20 protein-coding genes are annotated in these 17,167 nt (G+C 34.7%); 16 read left to right on the top strand and 4 right to left on the bottom strand.

The features are described from left to right. Window positions 1-12 precede the first annotated feature (12 nt). Genes MTT30_RS04630 through MTT30_RS04575 form a run of 12 tightly spaced genes read left to right on the top strand, consistent with a single transcriptional unit; the run spans window position 13 to window position 11,004 of the window. The gene (locus MTT30_RS04630) at window positions 13-1,035 is read left to right on the top strand and encodes a dehydrogenase (RefSeq protein ID WP_429801149.1); all 1,023 of its coding nucleotides are present in this window, start codon (window positions 13-15) and stop codon (window positions 1,033-1,035) included. Beyond that, window positions 1,023-1,634, top strand: coding sequence for a D-sedoheptulose-7-phosphate isomerase (locus tag MTT30_RS04625; protein WP_429801148.1), 612 nt, complete (start codon window positions 1,023-1,025; stop codon window positions 1,632-1,634). Before MTT30_RS04630 ends, MTT30_RS04625 begins: the two co-directional genes overlap by 13 nt. After that, a complete protein-coding gene (locus MTT30_RS04620) occupies window positions 1,622-2,311 on the top strand; it encodes a nucleotidyltransferase family protein (RefSeq protein WP_429801147.1) in 690 nt (229 codons plus the stop codon). Before MTT30_RS04625 ends, MTT30_RS04620 begins: the two co-directional genes overlap by 13 nt. Beyond that, window positions 2,301-2,831 carry a D-glycero-beta-D-manno-heptose 1,7-bisphosphate 7-phosphatase gene (gene gmhB / locus MTT30_RS04615; RefSeq protein WP_103628388.1) on the top strand — a complete coding sequence of 177 codons (531 nt, stop codon included), beginning with the start codon at window positions 2,301-2,303 and terminating at the stop codon, window positions 2,829-2,831. The genes MTT30_RS04620 and gmhB overlap by 11 nt, the downstream gene beginning before the upstream one ends. Beyond that, on the top strand, window positions 2,815-3,750 hold the full coding sequence (locus tag MTT30_RS04610) for a GDP-L-fucose synthase family protein (RefSeq protein WP_103628389.1): 936 nt from the start codon (window positions 2,815-2,817) through the stop codon (window positions 3,748-3,750). The genes gmhB and MTT30_RS04610 overlap by 17 nt, the downstream gene beginning before the upstream one ends. A 3-nt stretch (window positions 3,751-3,753) precedes the next feature. Then, a complete protein-coding gene (locus tag MTT30_RS04605; protein WP_429801146.1) occupies window positions 3,754-4,860 on the top strand; it encodes a hypothetical protein in 1,107 nt (368 codons plus the stop codon). A gap of 1 nt (window position 4,861) precedes the next feature. Further along, on the top strand, window positions 4,862-5,824 hold the full coding sequence (locus MTT30_RS04600; RefSeq protein ID WP_429801145.1) for an NAD-dependent epimerase/dehydratase family protein: 963 nt from the start codon (window positions 4,862-4,864) through the stop codon (window positions 5,822-5,824). Further along, a complete protein-coding gene (locus tag MTT30_RS04595; RefSeq protein ID WP_103628392.1) occupies window positions 5,821-7,047 on the top strand; it encodes a hypothetical protein in 1,227 nt (408 codons plus the stop codon). The genes MTT30_RS04600 and MTT30_RS04595 overlap by 4 nt, the downstream gene beginning before the upstream one ends. Continuing rightward, complete coding sequence (locus tag MTT30_RS04590; RefSeq protein WP_429801144.1) at window positions 7,044-7,838, top strand: ABC transporter permease; 795 nt, start codon at window positions 7,044-7,046, stop codon at window positions 7,836-7,838. The genes MTT30_RS04595 and MTT30_RS04590 overlap by 4 nt, the downstream gene beginning before the upstream one ends. After that, on the top strand, window positions 7,835-8,569 hold the full coding sequence (locus tag MTT30_RS04585) for an ABC transporter ATP-binding protein (protein ID WP_429801143.1): 735 nt from the start codon (window positions 7,835-7,837) through the stop codon (window positions 8,567-8,569). The genes MTT30_RS04590 and MTT30_RS04585 overlap by 4 nt, the downstream gene beginning before the upstream one ends. A gap of 15 nt (window positions 8,570-8,584) precedes the next feature. After that, window positions 8,585-9,703, top strand: coding sequence for a glycosyltransferase family 4 protein (locus MTT30_RS04580; protein WP_429801810.1), 1,119 nt, complete (start codon window positions 8,585-8,587; stop codon window positions 9,701-9,703). Beyond that, window positions 9,700-11,004, top strand: a complete 1,305-nt coding sequence (locus MTT30_RS04575; RefSeq protein ID WP_429801142.1) for a sugar transferase — start codon at window positions 9,700-9,702, stop codon at window positions 11,002-11,004. The genes MTT30_RS04580 and MTT30_RS04575 overlap by 4 nt, the downstream gene beginning before the upstream one ends. A 37-nt stretch (window positions 11,005-11,041) precedes the next feature. Here the strand turns inward: MTT30_RS04575 and MTT30_RS04570 are convergent, their stop codons facing one another. The 4 genes from MTT30_RS04570 to MTT30_RS04555 all read right to left on the bottom strand — a co-directional run bounded on the left by MTT30_RS04570 (window position 11,042) and on the right by MTT30_RS04555 (window position 14,043). Then, window positions 11,042-11,902, bottom strand: coding sequence for a cysteine ABC transporter substrate-binding protein (locus MTT30_RS04570; RefSeq protein WP_021091264.1), 861 nt, complete (start codon window positions 11,900-11,902; stop codon window positions 11,042-11,044). Between the two features lie 93 nt (window positions 11,903-11,995). After that, complete coding sequence (locus MTT30_RS04565) at window positions 11,996-12,733, bottom strand: amino acid ABC transporter ATP-binding protein (protein ID WP_429801141.1); 738 nt, start codon at window positions 12,731-12,733, stop codon at window positions 11,996-11,998. Between the two features lies 1 nt (window position 12,734). After that, window positions 12,735-13,403, bottom strand: coding sequence for an amino acid ABC transporter permease (locus tag MTT30_RS04560; protein WP_429801140.1), 669 nt, complete (start codon window positions 13,401-13,403; stop codon window positions 12,735-12,737). Continuing rightward, on the bottom strand, window positions 13,390-14,043 hold the full coding sequence (locus MTT30_RS04555; RefSeq protein WP_429801139.1) for an amino acid ABC transporter permease: 654 nt from the start codon (window positions 14,041-14,043) through the stop codon (window positions 13,390-13,392). Before MTT30_RS04555 ends, MTT30_RS04560 begins: the two co-directional genes overlap by 14 nt. A gap of 110 nt (window positions 14,044-14,153) precedes the next feature. Here MTT30_RS04555 and MTT30_RS04550 point away from each other — a divergent pair, with 110 nt between their 5' ends. From MTT30_RS04550 to MTT30_RS04535, 4 genes are read left to right on the top strand one after another with little or no spacing between them, the layout of a single operon-like run. After that, a complete protein-coding gene (locus tag MTT30_RS04550; protein ID WP_084110060.1) occupies window positions 14,154-14,399 on the top strand; it encodes a CBU_0592 family membrane protein in 246 nt (81 codons plus the stop codon). Continuing rightward, the gene (locus MTT30_RS04545) at window positions 14,396-15,364 is read left to right on the top strand and encodes an agmatine deiminase family protein (RefSeq protein ID WP_429801138.1); all 969 of its coding nucleotides are present in this window, start codon (window positions 14,396-14,398) and stop codon (window positions 15,362-15,364) included. Before MTT30_RS04550 ends, MTT30_RS04545 begins: the two co-directional genes overlap by 4 nt. 2 nt (window positions 15,365-15,366) lie before the next feature. Further along, window positions 15,367-16,293, top strand: a complete 927-nt coding sequence (locus MTT30_RS04540; protein ID WP_429801137.1) for a cation diffusion facilitator family transporter — start codon at window positions 15,367-15,369, stop codon at window positions 16,291-16,293. A gap of 1 nt (window position 16,294) precedes the next feature. Continuing rightward, complete coding sequence (locus MTT30_RS04535) at window positions 16,295-17,167, top strand: carbon-nitrogen hydrolase (RefSeq protein WP_429801136.1); 873 nt, start codon at window positions 16,295-16,297, stop codon at window positions 17,165-17,167.

The raw sequence follows: 17,167 nt of genomic DNA, 5'->3' as shown, positions 1-17,167 counted from the left end.
AAAGGATATTGTATGATAATTAGATCAAAGGCACCGCTAAGACTGGGGCTTGCTGGCGGTGGTACGGATATAGAATTTTATTACTCTACTTATGGAGGGGCTGTTTTAAACGCTACTCTAAATTTGTATGCCTATTGTAATATAGAAGTTACTAATGACGACAAGATAATTTTTAATTCATTAGATCAAAATGAATTCGTAGAAGTTGCAAAGACCAATTTTATTAGTTGTGATGGAAGGCTGGATTTATATAAAAGCATATATAATAAGATAATAGAGCGCTATAATAATGGCAATGCGTTATCATTTAAGCTCACCACATATTCTGATGCTCCATCCGGTAGCGGTCTAGGAGGCTCATCAACCATGGTGGTAGCAATAATAAAAGCATTCTGCGAATGGTTAAACTTGCCATTAGGAGAATATGAAATAGCCTATCTTGCTTATGAAATAGAAAGAATTGATGTTGGTATAATTGGTGGTAAACAAGACCAATATGCTGCAACTTTTGGCGGATTTAATTTTATGGAATTTTATGATAATAATAGGGTGATAGTAAATCCATTAAGAGTTAAAAATTGGATTATTAATGAATTTGAATCATCAATAGTTTTGTATTTTACCGGGATAAGAAGGTCTGCATCCGCTATAGAAGAAGAAAAGAAAAATACCGCAACAAAAAATCCTAAACTATTGGAGGCCATGCACCAAGTAAAAGATGATGCCCGTTTAATGAAAGAGTTTTTATTAAAGGGTGATATCAACGGCTTTGCTAAGATATTGGGCAAATCTTGGGAGTCTAAAAAAAATATGGCAAAATCTGTTACGAATAGTGAAATAGATAAAGTTTTAAATATTGCGCTTGAAAATGGTGCATATTCTGGCAAGGTTAGCGGTGCTGGCGGCGGCGGCTTTATGTTTTTTATGGTCGATCCCATAAAAAAATATCAGCTTGTTAAGGCATTGAACAACAGCGGTGGAAAAGTTATAAATTTCAATTTCACAAAGGAAGGAACTACTGCATGGAAAGTATGATTAATGATTTTATAATAAATCAGTTTGGGAAGTCCTTGGAGCTAAAACAAGCAATTTACAATTCTAAGGATATCGGTATGGTTGTAAGAGAAGTATCATTGGCGATAGTCAAAGCATATAAAAATGGAAATAAAACCATAATAGCTGGCAACGGTGGTAGTGCGGCAGATGCCCAGCATATTGCTGGAGAATTTGTTAGTAGATTCTATTTTGATAGGCCAGGACTAGCATCTATCGCCTTAACGACGGATACGTCGGTTTTGACGGCCATTGGAAATGACTATGGGTATGAAAAAATTTTTGTAAGGCAACTTCAAGCAAATGGGAAAGCTGGCGACGTATTTTTGGGTATTTCTACCAGTGGAAATTCTAAAAATATAATAGAGGCTTTAAAGTATGCGAGAGAAAATAATATTTTAACGGTTGGGTTTACCGGTGAAAATGGTGGTCTTATGAAAAATGTCTGCGATTATTGTATATGCATGCCATCTAACGAAACGCCGAGAATACAGGAGGGACATATTCTGATAGCTCACACCATATGTGCAGTTGTAGAAGAATTTATATTCGGTAAAGGTTTTCAGTTTTGGAAGCGATAATTTTAGCCGGAGGTCTTGGTACTAGACTTCAGGCAGTAGTTTCTAATGTCCCGAAGCCAATGGCTCCAATAATGGGTATACCATTCTTGGAATACATTTTTAGATACCTTAAAAAAAATAATATTAATAAAGTGGTATTGTCTGTTTGCTATAAAAGAGACACTATTATTAAATATTTTAGTGATACGTTTTTTGATATAAGTATAAAATATTCAGTAGAAGAAGAACCATTGGGCACCGGTGGCGCAATAAAGCAGTCGTTAAAATTTTGCAATAACGAGAATGTCTTGTTGCTTAATGGCGACACATTTTTTAACGTAAATTTGGATGCGCTATTCAAAAGTCATCTAAATAATTTAGCAGACTTAACTCTATGTTTAAAGCCAATGTGTAACTTTGATAGGTACGGTATTGTAAAGTTGGATTCCGCAAATAGGGTTATTGGATTTAATGAGAAAAAGTATTGCGAGAACGGTTTAATAAATGGTGGTTTATATATTATAAGGAAAAATTTTTTAGATAATGAAGATGTACAAAAATTTTCTTTTGAAGATTTTATGAATAAAAACTATAAAGAAAAGAAAATTTATGGAGTAATAGATAATGGATATTTCATTGACGTAGGTATTCCGGAGGACTATTATAAGGCGCAAAAGGAGCTAAAATATGTTATATAAAGCTCTATTTTTGGATAGAGACGGGGTTATAAACATAGAAAAAAATTATCTTTATAAAATTTCTGAATTCGAATTTATAGATGGTATATTTGATGTTTGTAGATATTTTCAAAAGCTTGATTATTTTATAGTAGTTATCACAAATCAGGCCGGTATAGCAAGAGGATTATATACGGAAGACGATTTCATTAAATTAAACAATTGGATGATTGGTGAATTTAAGTCAAATAATATTAATATTACAAAAGTGTACTACTGTCCGCATCATCCAGAATTCGGTGTAGAGTGCGAGTGTAGAAAGCCAAGGCCTGGTATGATATTAAGAGCAAAGGCAGAAATTGGTATAGATTTGCAAAATTCTATACTAGTCGGTGATAAAATTTCAGATGTTGAGGCTGGTATAAATGCCGGTGTAGGGAGAAACTATTTGATTACAACTGCTTCAAGCATAAAAGAAAGTAGATATTTTAATAAAATTAGCAATATAAAGGAGCTTGTGAAACATGCAAAAAGATTCTAGAATTTTGATTACCGGTGGCAATGGTTTGGTTGGGTATGCCTTAAAAAAATTATTGCAAGAACAAGGATATACACAGATATTTACGCCAACCAGCAGAGAGTATAATCTAACAAATATGGAACAAACATTGAAAATGTTTGCAGAATTGAAACCAGATTATGTTTTTCATAATGCAGCTAGAGTGTATGGTATAATGGGAAACATGGAAAATAAGGGATTATCTTATCTTGATAATGTTATGATAAATACTAATGTTGTCGAGGCCAGTAGGATTTTTAATGTTAAAAAAATAGTAGCGATGGGCTCTGGATGTGTTTACCCATACCCGTCTCCTGGGTTACCGCTAAAAGAAGATATGATGTGGATGGGGTATCCACATGATTCTGAGGACTCTTATGCTATTTCAAAAAGAGCTATGTACGCACAGTTGTGTGCCTATAAAAAGAGCTATAATACCAATTTTGCTTTTGTTATTAGTTGTAATTTGTATGGTCCTCATGATAAATTTGATGAAAATTTCGGACATGTTACACCGGCTTTGATTAGTAAATTTTATAGAGCTTATAAAAATGGTGATGATATTGTTGTTTGGGGCGATGGATCTGCTCAAAGGGATTTTTTATTTTCCTATGATGCTGCACAAGCACTTATAAATATAATGTTTAATATAGACGGTGCTGTGAATATTGGTAGTAGTAGCGTTATAAAAATAAAGGATATAGTGGATAATTTAGCAGATATAACCGGACTTCATTGTAAGGTCAAATGGGACAGTACGAAGCCTAATGGACAAGATTATCGTGCATATGATTTAACTAAACTAAAATCAACTGGTTTTGAGCCAAAATATGATCTTTATAAAGGTCTAAAAATTACCTGGGATTGGTTTTGTGAAAATATTCAAAATATAAGAAGATGACGTATGCTAAATAGATTTTTATTAAGAAATAAAACTAATAGTATAGCCGTTGTTTGTGATTTTTCTGAAGATAATCCAGTTAAACTATATGCCACAAGGGTATCTAGAGCCATTGGGGCAAGATTAGCGTTTGCCGATACCGGAGCCATAAATAACATATACAATCCAGTACTAAGAGACAAGTCTAAATTTAATAATAATATTGAAAATGTTATAGAGATTGTAAAAAGGTCTGATGTTACACATTTGCATTTGGAACTTGGTATGTATGGTGATACATTGGAAGATATGAGAAGAAATATTTTTAATATATTGGAAAATTCAAGCAAATTGGTTTTATTTGTTCATTCTTTTCATATTCAAGATGATACCTTTACTAATTTATACCTAGACATAATTAGTTTTGTAAATAGTATTAATAATAAAAGTAAAATCTGGGTTAATAATATAAAAGACTATAATGCTGTTAAGAGAATATATAATGGAGATATAGTTTACTATCCGGTAACATATTTTAGCAACAAGATAAGATCTTACTTTTGCAATTACTCTAAAACGTATATTAATGATAAGGCCAATTATGTAGATATTGGTATGTTCGGCTATATTAATGCCCATAAGGATTTTGAGACTGCCATAAAAGCATTAACTATTTTACCAAGTAATTATAGGCTCCATATAGTAGGTGGAGCTCATCCTGGTGAAAGACAGATTTGTAAGAAAAATGTATCCATAGAAAAATTAGATGAAATTTTATGGAAGTTTAAAGATTTTGATATTGCAAATAGGGTCCTTTTTTATGATAAACTTGGAAATGTTGACTTTTTCAAAGTAATGTCTAAAATGGATATAGTCTTAATTAGCTATCTGGAAACATATATGAGTGCAAGTTCTGTTTTATCACAAGCATATGAACTTAAGAAGAGTATAGTAGCAACCAGATGTACAACATTTGAAATGGCTGAGATGCATTTTGGTAGAGCAATTAGTTTTTTTGATCCAGGTAATAGTATACAGTTAATGCAAGTTATAAAAAGAACCCAAAGAGATAAAGTTAATTATAGTGCCATTTTTAGCCTAGAAGAATTTGTAAATAGGATAAACATATAAAATGAGTAGAATTTTAGTATTAGGCGGGGCGGGACTAATAGGGGCTTCCTTATTAAAAAATTTGATCAAAAAAGGATATAAAGACATAACCGTACTTGATGATTTATCTAGAGGAAAGATTAATAATATACCGCTGGAGTGCAATTTTATTAAAGATAATATATGTAATATCGAAAAGTATAATTTAGGTAGTTTTGATGTAATATTTCACTTAGTCAGTTTTATGCTGGGATTGGGGTTTTCTGAAAAAAATCAATTAAAACTTTATGATAATAATGTAAAGTTGAATGAGAATTTTATATCATTTTTGCTAAAGCAAAATCCAGACAGGTTGCGCCTTGTTTATATTAGTTCATCTTGCGTATATTCTGATGACGGAGAAGATATCGTTGATGAATCCTCTCCCTTGGGTAATTTTCCAGAGCTCGCAAATATAGGTTATGGTTTTTCAAAGCGATACCTTGAGGATAGATTAAAATTACTATCTGTAGTGAATAAGTTTGAACTTTCAATAGTTAGGCCATTGAATATTTATGGCGAGTCATACAGATGGGCCGGCGAATTCTCACAGGCTATACCGATGCTTATAAATAAGGTTATGACTAGTAATGACGTAGAAGTTTGGGGTAGCGGAAATCAAAAAAGGTCGTATGTTCATGCCGACGATTGTGCGGAACTATTGGTAAGAATCGCTTTTAATGATCAATTGATCCCATTGCTAAATATAGGACACGAAAAAGTTATATCTATGAATGATTTGGTTATGTTAGTGGCAGAAATCGCAAATAAAAAAATTACCATCATTAATAATCTAAAAAAGCCAGAAGGAAGAAGAGTTAAGGGTTGCTCTTTAAAATCCATAAAAATCTATTTTCCTGATTTTAATTTTAACGTATCTTTAAAAGAAGGGTTGTATAGAATGATATATAAATGGTATATTAACAATAAAGGTAATCTGATATGAAAAAGAGCAAATTGGCTATAGTAAGTAGCTATAATGAATTGTGTGGAAATGCCACATATGCATTTGCATTAAAGAAAGAATTTGAAAAATACTATAATGTAGATGTACTTTCGCTACGCGTTAACTTGTTGCGATCCGAAAATAGACAATATAAAAAATTGGCGCAGCAGCATATTGATGATCTATGTAGTAAACTTAAAGATTATGACTATGTAAATATTCAGCTAGAAGTTGGATTGTTTGGTATAAAAAGAAGAGATATATATAGTAGATTAAAGAAAATTGTTGAGAGTTCTAAAAACCTAATTATTACAATGCATAGAATTGACGTGAAAAATAGTTTTTTATCAGTTGATTTTTTAAAAAAAGTTATAAATTCTCCAATGAAGGCAATAAAGGAATACAGAGATAGCTCATATTATCCAAGCCTATATGCAAAACTAATACTTTTTTTTAAGTATGCTTCTAATGAGCGTAATGTAAATATTATAGTTCATACAAAGAGGGAAAAAGAGATTATTAAGTATATGTTTGGTTTCGATAATGTTTTTGATTTTCCAATAACTTTTTTGAATCGTAATGAGATAAAATATTATTGCGACAAAGCTATAGAAAGTAATAAGGTATTTAGGAATAGGTATAATTTGGGCGATAGCGATGTTATAATAGGCGTGTTTGGTTTTATTAGTGATTACAAGGGGCATTTAACAGCCATTAAAGCATTGAGAATTTTGCCAGAAAACTATAAGCTTATGATTTTTGGAAGTCAGCACCCGCAGTCTATACTAAGCAATAGCGATATTGATCCATATTTAGAAATACTTATAAAGGAAATAAAAAATAGAAGAAAAGGTGATTTATCTAATAGGGTATATTTTTGCGGCTCTTTGAGCGATGATGAATTTATCACCGCGTTGAATCAAGTAAATTTTACTGTTTTGCCATATAAGGAAACGGGGCAATCTGGGTCTGGTGTAGCCTCAATTACATTAGAAACAAGAGCAAAATCAATTTTTTCTAACAATAAGGCGTTTTTTGAACTATCAAAATATGCGCCAGGTGCATTTGAGACATTTGACATCGGGAATTATGTCGAGTTGGCTCAAAAGATATTATTTTATAGAGATAATTATTCAAAAGGGCTAATTGAATATTACGATAAATATAACATTGAGAATAATATAAATTTGCACATTAGTCTGTTTGAAAAGGATAAAAGATGATGTATTTTATATTAAATAACTACCAAAAATTAATTGTAATAGCATATATGGATTTAAAGTTAAAGTATCAAAATAGCTTTATTGGTTTTTCATGGTCTTTTATAAAACCATTACTGCAGTTTTTTGTATACTTTACAGTCTTCGGTGTATTTTTACAAGTAGATACTGATGATGGCTACGCATTAAGATTGTTCTTCGGTGTATTAATATGGACATTTTTTTCAGAAGCGACATCGCTGGGGCTAAATTCATTTGTTGGCAAAGCTTCAATAATAAATAAGATAAATGTCAATAGACTCATACCGCCTATTGCCGCCTTTTTAACGCCATTATTTAACTTTTGTATAAACTTTATTATCTTTATAATTATATATCTGGTTTCATATAATTCTATATCGGATTTTAATATATTTAAATTTTTTATTATTACCGTTTCTTTCCTGCAGATTAGTATATTAATATTAAGTTTAAATATAATCCTATCTTTTTTAAATGTTTTTTTTAGAGATATAAAACAGATTTGGGAAATTGTCCTTATTTATGGCGTTTTTTTAACTCCGATTATTTATAAATTACCTATTCCGAAAGAATATGAAACTTTATATTATTGCACCAATTTATTATCCTTTCCATTAGAAAATATTAAATATTGTTTCTTTAATGGATATACGCCTATTCTAATATATGATATTTGGCTTTGGGTATTACATAGTGCTGTAATTGTATTATTGTTTGTAGTATCATTAGTTATTGAAAATAAATTAAAATCAAAAATTTCGGATTTTCTATGATAGTATTTAAAAGTGTTAGTAAGTCATATAAATCATATAGGGTTCATACAAATTCGTTGAAAAGTTTCGCTATAAATTACAAGAATTATTTTCGAAACATAAATAGCATACCTACTATTGATGTTCTAAATAATATGTCGATGAGTATTGACAATGGGGATATATTATGTATAGTTGGTAGAAATGGTGTTGGAAAATCTACTTTAGCCAAGCTTATAGCAAAGACATCAACTCCTACGAAAGGTGATATTGTTGTAGATGGTAAAGTTATACCATTTTTAGAGCTGGGTGTTGCTTTTAGTGATGAATTAAGTGGTCGTGACAATGCTTTTTTAAATGGCGTATTATTAGGAATGGATATATGCTTTATAAAGGATAATATGCAAGAGATATTTTCATTTGCTGAAATTGAGAGGTTTGTGGATACTCCATTGAAATACTATTCGTCTGGAATGAAAATGAGATTGGCATTTTCAATAGCACGATGTGCCAATGGTGATATATATATATTTGATGAAATTTTAGCAGTTGGCGATGAGAAATTTCAGAAAAAATGCTTTGATTTTTTTGATAATTTACTGGTTAACAAAAAAACAATTATATTTATAACTCATGATATAAATTTTGTAAAAAAGCATGCAACTAAGTTATTGGTTCTAAGGGGTGGTGGAGATTATATCTTAATAAGCAATAAAGAAAAAATTTGTAATTTTACCTTTGAGAGTTTATAGTTTGTATTAATGATGATAAAAAAAGCTTTAATATGCGATTGGCTCAATGTTTACGCTGGTGCAGAAAGATGTGTGGAGAGCTTCACAAATATTTGGGCTGACTTTGAAATTTATAGTTTGATCGATTTTTTGAATGATACAGATAGGTATGGAATATTAAAAAATAAGCATGCCCATACGAGCTTTATTCAAAATTTGCCATTCGCTAAAAGTAGGTATCGTGATTATTTACCGCTTTTTCCATATGCTATTGAGAATTTTAATCTAAGCGAGTATGATTTAATCTTATCCAGTTCTCACGCGGTTGCAAAGGGGGTATTGACTCATTCGGATCAGCTTCATATTAGTTATGTTCATACGCCAATTCGTTATGCATGGGATTTATATTTTGAGTATTTGAAAAATAGCGGGCTGAATAGTGGATTAAAGGGTTTTTTTGCGAAATATTTTCTACATAAAATTCGTATTTGGGATTTGATTTCCACAAATCGTGTGGATTATTTTATTGCAAACAGTCGCTATATTGCCAGTCGTATAAAAAAAATTTATGGTAGGGCGAGCGATGTAATATATCCCCCAGTAGATACCGATAAATTTGAGGCCAAGGAAAATAAAGATGAGTTTTATTTGACTGTTTCAAGGCTTGTGCCATATAAAAAAGTAGATGTTATAGTGGAGGCTTTTTCACAAATTAATAGAAAGCTTGTGCTTATCGGCGATGGTCCAGATATGGACAAAATAAAAAGTAAGGCTAAAAAAAATATAGAAATTTTAGGATATCAAAGCAACGAAACAATAAAGCATATGATGCAAAATGCGAAAGCTTTTATATTCGCAGCCAAGGAAGATTTCGGTATCGCTCCAGTAGAGGCCCAGGCGTGCGGCACGCCCGTTATATGCTACGGCAATGGCGGAGTACGTGAGACGGTGATAGATAACGTCAGTGGTGTTTATTTTTATGATCAAAGCGTTGAGAGCCTACTTGGAGCGCTGGATAAATTTGAACATAATGTGGATAAATTTGATCCATCTTTTATTCGCAGAAACTCACTTAGATTTTCTCGTAAAAGATTTGAGGAGGAGATAAAAACTTACATAGAGCATAAATTTAATGAATTTAAGGCATTAAAATGAGGCAAATTTTATCATTTTTATTGCTGTTGCTAGCTGATATTTTTGTTATTTTTGGCTCTATATTTTTAGGCATTTTTGTCAAAAATCTTATTTATGGAAGCCCGTTATTTTTTGATATATTTACATATCGAGAGTACATCTACGTTTATATTACTATAATATCTTTATTTGCTTATCAGGGTATTTATATTAGGAGATTTGATTTTTGGCATGAAAGCAAAATTATAATAAAAAGTTGCATATTAGGCTTTTTACTTTGCCTTGTGCTTGCGATAGAAAATAGTTTGTTTTCAAAAGTAACCCTATTATTTAGTTTTTTATCTATGATTATACTTTTACCCGGATTTAAATTTATATTCAAACGTATACTTTTTTATGTAGGCATCTGGCAAAAAAAGGCTAGAATTTTATGTGTAGAAAATAGCGAAGAGCTTGAATACGCAATATTTAATAACCATTATTTGGGTTATGTAAAAGCCGTTGGAAAAAGCTATGATGCTCTTTTGATAGGATATAACAATATTAAGCCTAAAACTCTAAATACTATTATAGAACAGAACATAAAGGATAACAAAGAAATCTTATTTACTCCAATACTTAATGGTTATGACTTTTCAAGGGCCTGTGTTTATAATATTTTTAACTCCCGCACGAATCTATTTGCTATTCAAAATTCCCTTCAAAGCAAATTTAATTTAATTTTGAAAAGATTGTTAGATTTATTAATATTATTGCTTGCTTTACCCTTTTTGGTAATCATGTTTGGCGTAGTTATCTTAATCATAAAGGTAAAAGAACCAACCGGCGATATTTTTTTTGGCCAGTACAGAATAGGTTTGGATGGAAAAATATTCAAATGCTATAAATTTCGTTCAATGCATACTGACCAAAGTTTTATGCAAGAATGGTTGGATAAAAATTCGGAAGAAGTAGTATATTATAAAAAGTATAAAAAATATAGAAATGATCCCCGAGTAACTAAAATCGGCAGCTTTTTAAGAAAAACGTCACTTGACGAATTGCCGCAGCTAGTAAATGTTCTAAAAGGGGAGATGAGTCTGGTTGGTCCAAGGCCATGTCTTCCGAATGAAATGGAAGATTTTGGAGAATACCTACCGCTTGTTTTATCTTGTAAGCCCGGGCTTACTGGACTTTGGCAGGTTAGTGGTCGAAGCAATGTGGATTTTGCTACACGAGCCCAAATGGACATATGGTATATGAAGAACTGGAATATTTGGATGGATATTGTAATAATTATAAAAACATTTAAAGTAGTATTCCTTAGGTATGGTGCTATGTAAATAAAGTTTGAGATGAGGTGCTGCAACACCTCATTATTTATAGTTTGCCGCCTTCGACGACAAGTGATTCTGGATTTACACTATCGCCATAGATCGGTTTTAGTGTGGCATCATAGTCTTTGTGGAAGAAATTTTCTTTTCCAAGCTCAATGATCTCATTATTTAGCCAGTCAAGTAAAACTTTGTTGCCTTTTTTAACAGCTGGGGCTATCACGTCCACATCACCAAGTGCTTCAACACCTACGACAAAGCCAGGAGTTTCTTTCGCCCAGGCAAAAAGTAGGGCGTTATCATGCGCTAGTGCAGCACCTCTTTTATCAACCAAAGCTGCAAATGTTTCAGTATTTTGGTCGTATTTTGCAAGCTTAATATCTGGATAATTTTTTGTAAAAAACGCGTCTGCGGTTGTGCCCTTATTTACGATTAAGGTTTTGTCTTTTAGCTCATCGATGCTCTTTATCACCGCACCTTCAGGGCTTACGATGCCAAGCGAAACCTTCATGTATGGAAGCGCAAAGTCAACAACTTGTGCACGCTCAGGCGTTTTTGTGAAATTTGCAAGCGTGATATCTACTTTATCAGCTACTAAAACTTCAACTCTACCAGCAGCCTCGACTAGCTCAAATTTTACCTTGCTCTCATCGCCTAGTAGGTCTTTTGCGATACGTTTTGCAAAGTAAATATCATAGCCTTGGTTTTTGCCGTCTTTATCGACATAGCCAAATGGTGGTTTGTCGCTGAAAACGCCAATTCTTACATATCCGCGCTCTTTGATCTTTGCGATCGCATCAGCTTCGTTTGAAGCAGCTTTTGCCGTGTCGGCACCTTTGTCATTACCACAACCCGTTAGAAAGACGGTAGCGATTAATGCTAATAAGAAAAATTTAAATTTTCTCACTCTTTCTCCTTGTAAAAAAGTTAAATAAATAAGAGCGTTAAATTTTCGCTCTAAACGCATTTTGAAAAAACGGCAAATTATCTCTTATTTTTTCTAAAACGAGAATAAATTTAGAAATTTCTTCGCTCTCTCGCTCTTTGGATTGGTAAAAAATTCCTCTGGCTCGCTGATCTCCACGATCGCTCCAGCATCCATAAATACGATCTTGTTTGCAACCGCCCTTGCAAAGCTCATCTCGTGGGTAACTATTAGCATCGTCATTCCATCTTTGGCTAAATTTAGTATCACGTCAAGCACCTCTCTAACGATCTCTGGATCAAGTGCAGCCGTAACCTCGTCAAATAGCATAATCTCAGGGTTTAAACAAAGGCTTCTTACTATTGCTATGCGCTGCTTTTGACCGCCGCTTAGCTCCTTTGGATAGGCAAATTTCTTATCAAGCAGTCCAACCTTGCTTAACCACATATCAGCCGTTTTTTCAGCCTCGGCCCTATCTCTTTTTTGTACCTTTAAAGGCCCAAGAAGGACGTTGTCTATGACGTTCATATGATCAAAGAGCTCGTAGCTTTGAAAGACCATGCCGACCTTTTGGCGGATCCTTTGCCAATCATTAAATTTAGCATCAATCACTTCGCCATCGATTATTATCTCGCCGCTTGCGATACTCTCAAGTCCGTTTATACATCTAAGAGTTGTGCTTTTGCCACAGCCCGATGGTCCAAGAAGCACGACCACTTCACCGCTTTTAACCTCTAAATTTATATCTTTTAAGGCGTGAAGCTCTCCATAAAATTTATTTATTTTTTTAAGTTCTAATATGTTTTCGCTCATTTTAGCTCCATTTTTCTTCTAGTTTTTTAGATAGTCTTGAGACTGGATAGCAGATCGCAAAATATAAAAAGAATATGAGTGCATATATCCAAAATGGCGCCATAGGATTTATAAATACATTTCGCTCGATGATCTGCTGGCCGACCTTGACTACCTCTACAACTCCAATTAGCACGACGATAGAGGTTGTTTTTATCATACGGCTTAGTAAATTTACAGCTCCAGGCACTAGCCTTCTTGTGGCAAGTGGGATGATGACGTGAGAGTAAATTTGAAATTTGCTAAGCCCAAGTGAGGCGGCTGATTCAAATTGATGTTTTGGTATTGATGTTATTGCGCCACGCACGATGTCCATCATTTCAAAAATTCCCCACAAGCTAAAGACGATGAGTGAGGCCGTAAATGCTGAAATGTGGATATCAAACGCCTTGCTGACACCAAAATAAAATAAAAATAGCCAAACAATCTGAGGCATTATGCGAACGATTTCTAGGCAAATTTTTAAAATAAAATAAATAAATTTGTTTTTCATGCTCATAAGCACGCCAAACACTAAGCCACCGATTATAGAGATAAAGATAGAGATAAATGAAATTTCTGTGCTAATGACTAGACCTTCAAAGAGCCTTAGTAAATTTTGCGTGTCAAATAAAATACTAACTCCTTGCATGTCTTGCCCTTTTTTCGATGTAGCTAAGCCCCAGCGAGACTGGCAAGATGATGATGAGATAGCTCACCACCAGCATAAAGAGTGCCTCGTCTGTTTTGTAGTAAAGTCCGATGAGATCCTTTGCGACGTAGACTAGATCAGCGAGCGCTACGATACTAACGATACTTGTCTCTTTTAGTAAAAATATGACGTTTGCACTGATACTTGGAAGCGCCACGCTAAAAGCTTGTGGTAAGATGACATATCTTAGAAGCTGGTTTTTACTAAGTGCTATGCTAAGGCCTGCTTCTATCTGTGACCTTCTAACCGCTTCAAAACCAAGTCTAAAGCTCTCACTCATGTAGCTACCTCCAAGAAAGCTAAGCCCAGCGACCGCACAGGCAAAGCCACTCATCGACACTCCAAGCTTTGGCAAGCCGTAGTATAAAAAGAAGAGCTGGATAAGAAGCGGCGTGTTTCTTGAGAGTTCGACGTAACAATCAACGAGCTTTGAGAGAAATTTTAGCTTGTAAAATTTCACAGCCATACAAAAAATACCGATTAAAATAGAAAAAACGATCCCTAAAAAGGCGATCTCACAGGTAAGCACCCCGGCCTTTACAAAGAGTGGGTAAAATTTCTCAATAAACTCAAAATCCATAAAACTTTAATCCAATCTGAAAAATGGAGTTATTTTATCTTATAATCATAAATTTAAAACTAATTAGATATGATCTTGCTTTAAATTTAAGCTTGCAAAAAGGATAAAATTTGATCGATCTTTTTCAGATCATCGGCTTTTTAGGGATGATTTGTATCGTGATGGGCTACTTTTTACTTCAAATCGGCCGCCTAAATAGCCGCGATCTAGCCTATCAGATAATAAATTTAGCAGGTGCGGTGCTACTTATCATCTCACTTTTTGTGCATTTTAACCTTGGCTCATTTTTGATAGAGGTCTTTTGGATATTTATTACGATTTATGGAATTTATAAAATTTATAAGGAGAGAGCGTGAGAGCTTACGCAGAGTGGGAAGAGCAGGAGCTTTTGTTTTTATCGCTGCCACATAGTAAGAGCGACTGGGAGCCTTATTTGGAGGAAATTTTAGCTAGTTATGAAGAGCTTGTGGCTGCTATTACGCCCTATCAGAAGGTGGTGCTCATTTGCCCTGATGAGGCAAATTTTTCTAGGTTTAAGAAATTTAAAAATGTTGAGTTTGTAAAGCTTGATACTGATGATACTTGGATCAGAGACTACGGCATGATCGATGTTTGCACCAAGGACGGTGTAAAGAGTTACGACTTTAAATTTAACGCTTGGGGCGGTAAATTTAAGAGCTCAAAAGATGATGCGATAAATTTAGAGCTAGCTAAAATTTACAAAACTAAGCTTGAGCCAGTTGATATGATACTAGAGGGTGGCAGTATCGAGTTTAACGGCGATGGCGTGCTTTTAACCACCTCAAAATGCCTGCTAAATGAAAATAGAAACAAAGCACTTAGCAAAGAGCAGATCGAAGAAAAATTAAAAAATTTATTTGGCTTAAAGCGTATCATCTGGCTTGAAAATGGCTTTATAAAAGGCGATGACACAGATAGTCACATCGATACTTTAGCGCGCTTTATCACGCCTGATACGATAGCTTACGCAGCTTGTGATGACAAGAGTGATGAGCACTTTGATGAGCTAAAAAGGATGGAGGATGAGCTTAAAAAAACTGGCTTTAAGCTACTTGCTCTGCCGCTTCCTAAACCTAAATTTTATGATGGCAAAAGGCTTGGCTGCACCTATGCAAATTTCATCTTTATAAATGGTGCCTTGATCGTGCCAACATATAACGACGAAAACGATGAAAAGGTGCTAAATTTATTAGCCCGTGCACTTCCAGATAGAAAGATCATCGGTGTAAATTCGCTAGTTTTTGTGCGTCAAAATGGCTCGCTTCACTGCTCAAGCCAAAATAGATACAAAAGGTCTTAACTTTGTCAAGTCCGTTTGATTATGAGTTTAACCGCATAAATAAGCAGGAGTGCACGCAGGGCGAAAACAAGGCAGTTATCGCAGCTGGAGCTTGCGCCTTTTTGCTAGCACTTGTGAAATTTACAGCTGGGCTTTTTAGTGGCTCGGTCGCTGTGCTTGGCTCAGCGATTGACTCGATGCTTGATTTTATAGTTTCGCTTTTAAATTTATTTGCGCTTAGAAAGTCAAGAAAGCAAGCTGATGAGAGATTTAACTTTGGCTATACAAAGTTAGAGGCGTTGGCAGCGCTATTTGAGTGCATCATCATCGTGGTGGCTGCTGGATATATATTTTATGAGAGTATTAAAAAATTTAGCGAGCCAAATTTAGAGATAGACCTTGGCTTAAGCCTTGGTGTGATGGTTTTTTCGGTAGTTGTGACGTTATGTTTGGTGCTATTTTTAAACCAAATTTCTAAAAAAAGTGGAAACCTTATCATAAAAGCAGACGCACTGCACTATAAGATCGACCTTTTTAGCAACCTAGCAGTCATCATCTCGCTACTTATCATTAAATTTAGCGGATTTGTGATGATAGATGCGATCTTTGGTATCGTGATAAGCGGCTACATCGCTCAAAGTGCTATAAATTTAGGTAAAGACGCCTTTGGTATCTTGTTAGATCATGCAGCAAGCCCTGAAGTCACAGAGGGGATCATCAAGATGATAAAGGCAAAAGAAAGAATTTCTGATTTTCACTATCTAAACACAAGGCAGAGCGCAAATACCATATTTTTAACGCTGCATTTAGTTTTTGACAAAGATATCTCGCTTTACGATGCGCATGAGGTGGCCGACTCGCTTGAAGCTGAGATAAGAGAGAAATTTAGGGATTATTCGTGGCAGATAACCACGCATTTAGACCCGTACAACGACAAAGAAGGGAAATGAGATGAAAGTAGCACTACTTCAACAAGAATTTAAAGGCACAAAAGAGGCGACTATCGCAAGGACACTTGAGCTAATCGCAGAGGCAAAAAAAGGCGGTGCCGATCTAGTTGTCTGCCAAGAGCTGCACCAGACGCAGTACTTTTGCCAAAGCGAGGATACAAATTTCTTTGATCATGCAAACGAGTGGCAAGAAGATGTCGCTTTTTGGGGCAGGGTGGCAAAAGAAAATGGCGTTGTTTTAGTCACTTCGCTTTTTGAAAAGAGGGCTGACGGACTTTATCACAACACCGCCTTTGTCTTCGAGCGTGATGGCAGCGTGGCTGGCAAATACCGAAAAATGCACATCCCTGATGACCCTGGATTTTACGAGAAATTTTACTTCACGCCTGGCGATATCGGCTTTGAGCCAGTTGAAACCAGCCTTGGCAAGCTTGGCGTTTTGGTCTGCTGGGATCAGTGGTATCCAGAGGCGGCAAGGCTCATGGCGCTAAAAGGGGCGAAAATTCTCATCTATCCAACTGCTATTGGCTGGTTTGAGGGCGATAGTGATGATGAAAAGTCAAGGCAACTTGAAGCATGGGTGGCGGTGCAAAGAGGCCACAGCGTGGCAAATGGCCTGCCAGTGGTCGCAGTAAATCGCGTCGGCTTTGAAAAAGATGATAGCGGCGTGATGGATGGGATAAAATTTTGGGGAAATAGTTTTGTTTTTGGGCCACAAGGCGAGCAACTTTTCCGTGCAAATAGCACAGATGAGCAGTGCAAGATCGTTGAAATAGACATGAAAAGAAGTGAAGAAGTCCGCAGAATTTGGCCATTTTTAAGAGACCGCAGGATCGATGCCTACGCAAATATCACAAAGAGGTTTATCGACTAA

The sequence above is a fragment of the Campylobacter concisus genome (genome assembly GCF_050447445.1).
GTDB classification, from domain to species: domain Bacteria; phylum Campylobacterota; class Campylobacteria; order Campylobacterales; family Campylobacteraceae; genus Campylobacter_A; species Campylobacter_A concisus_BI.
The sequence above is the reverse complement of the archived record's forward strand: the minus strand, read 5'-3'. Positions and strand labels throughout refer to the sequence as shown.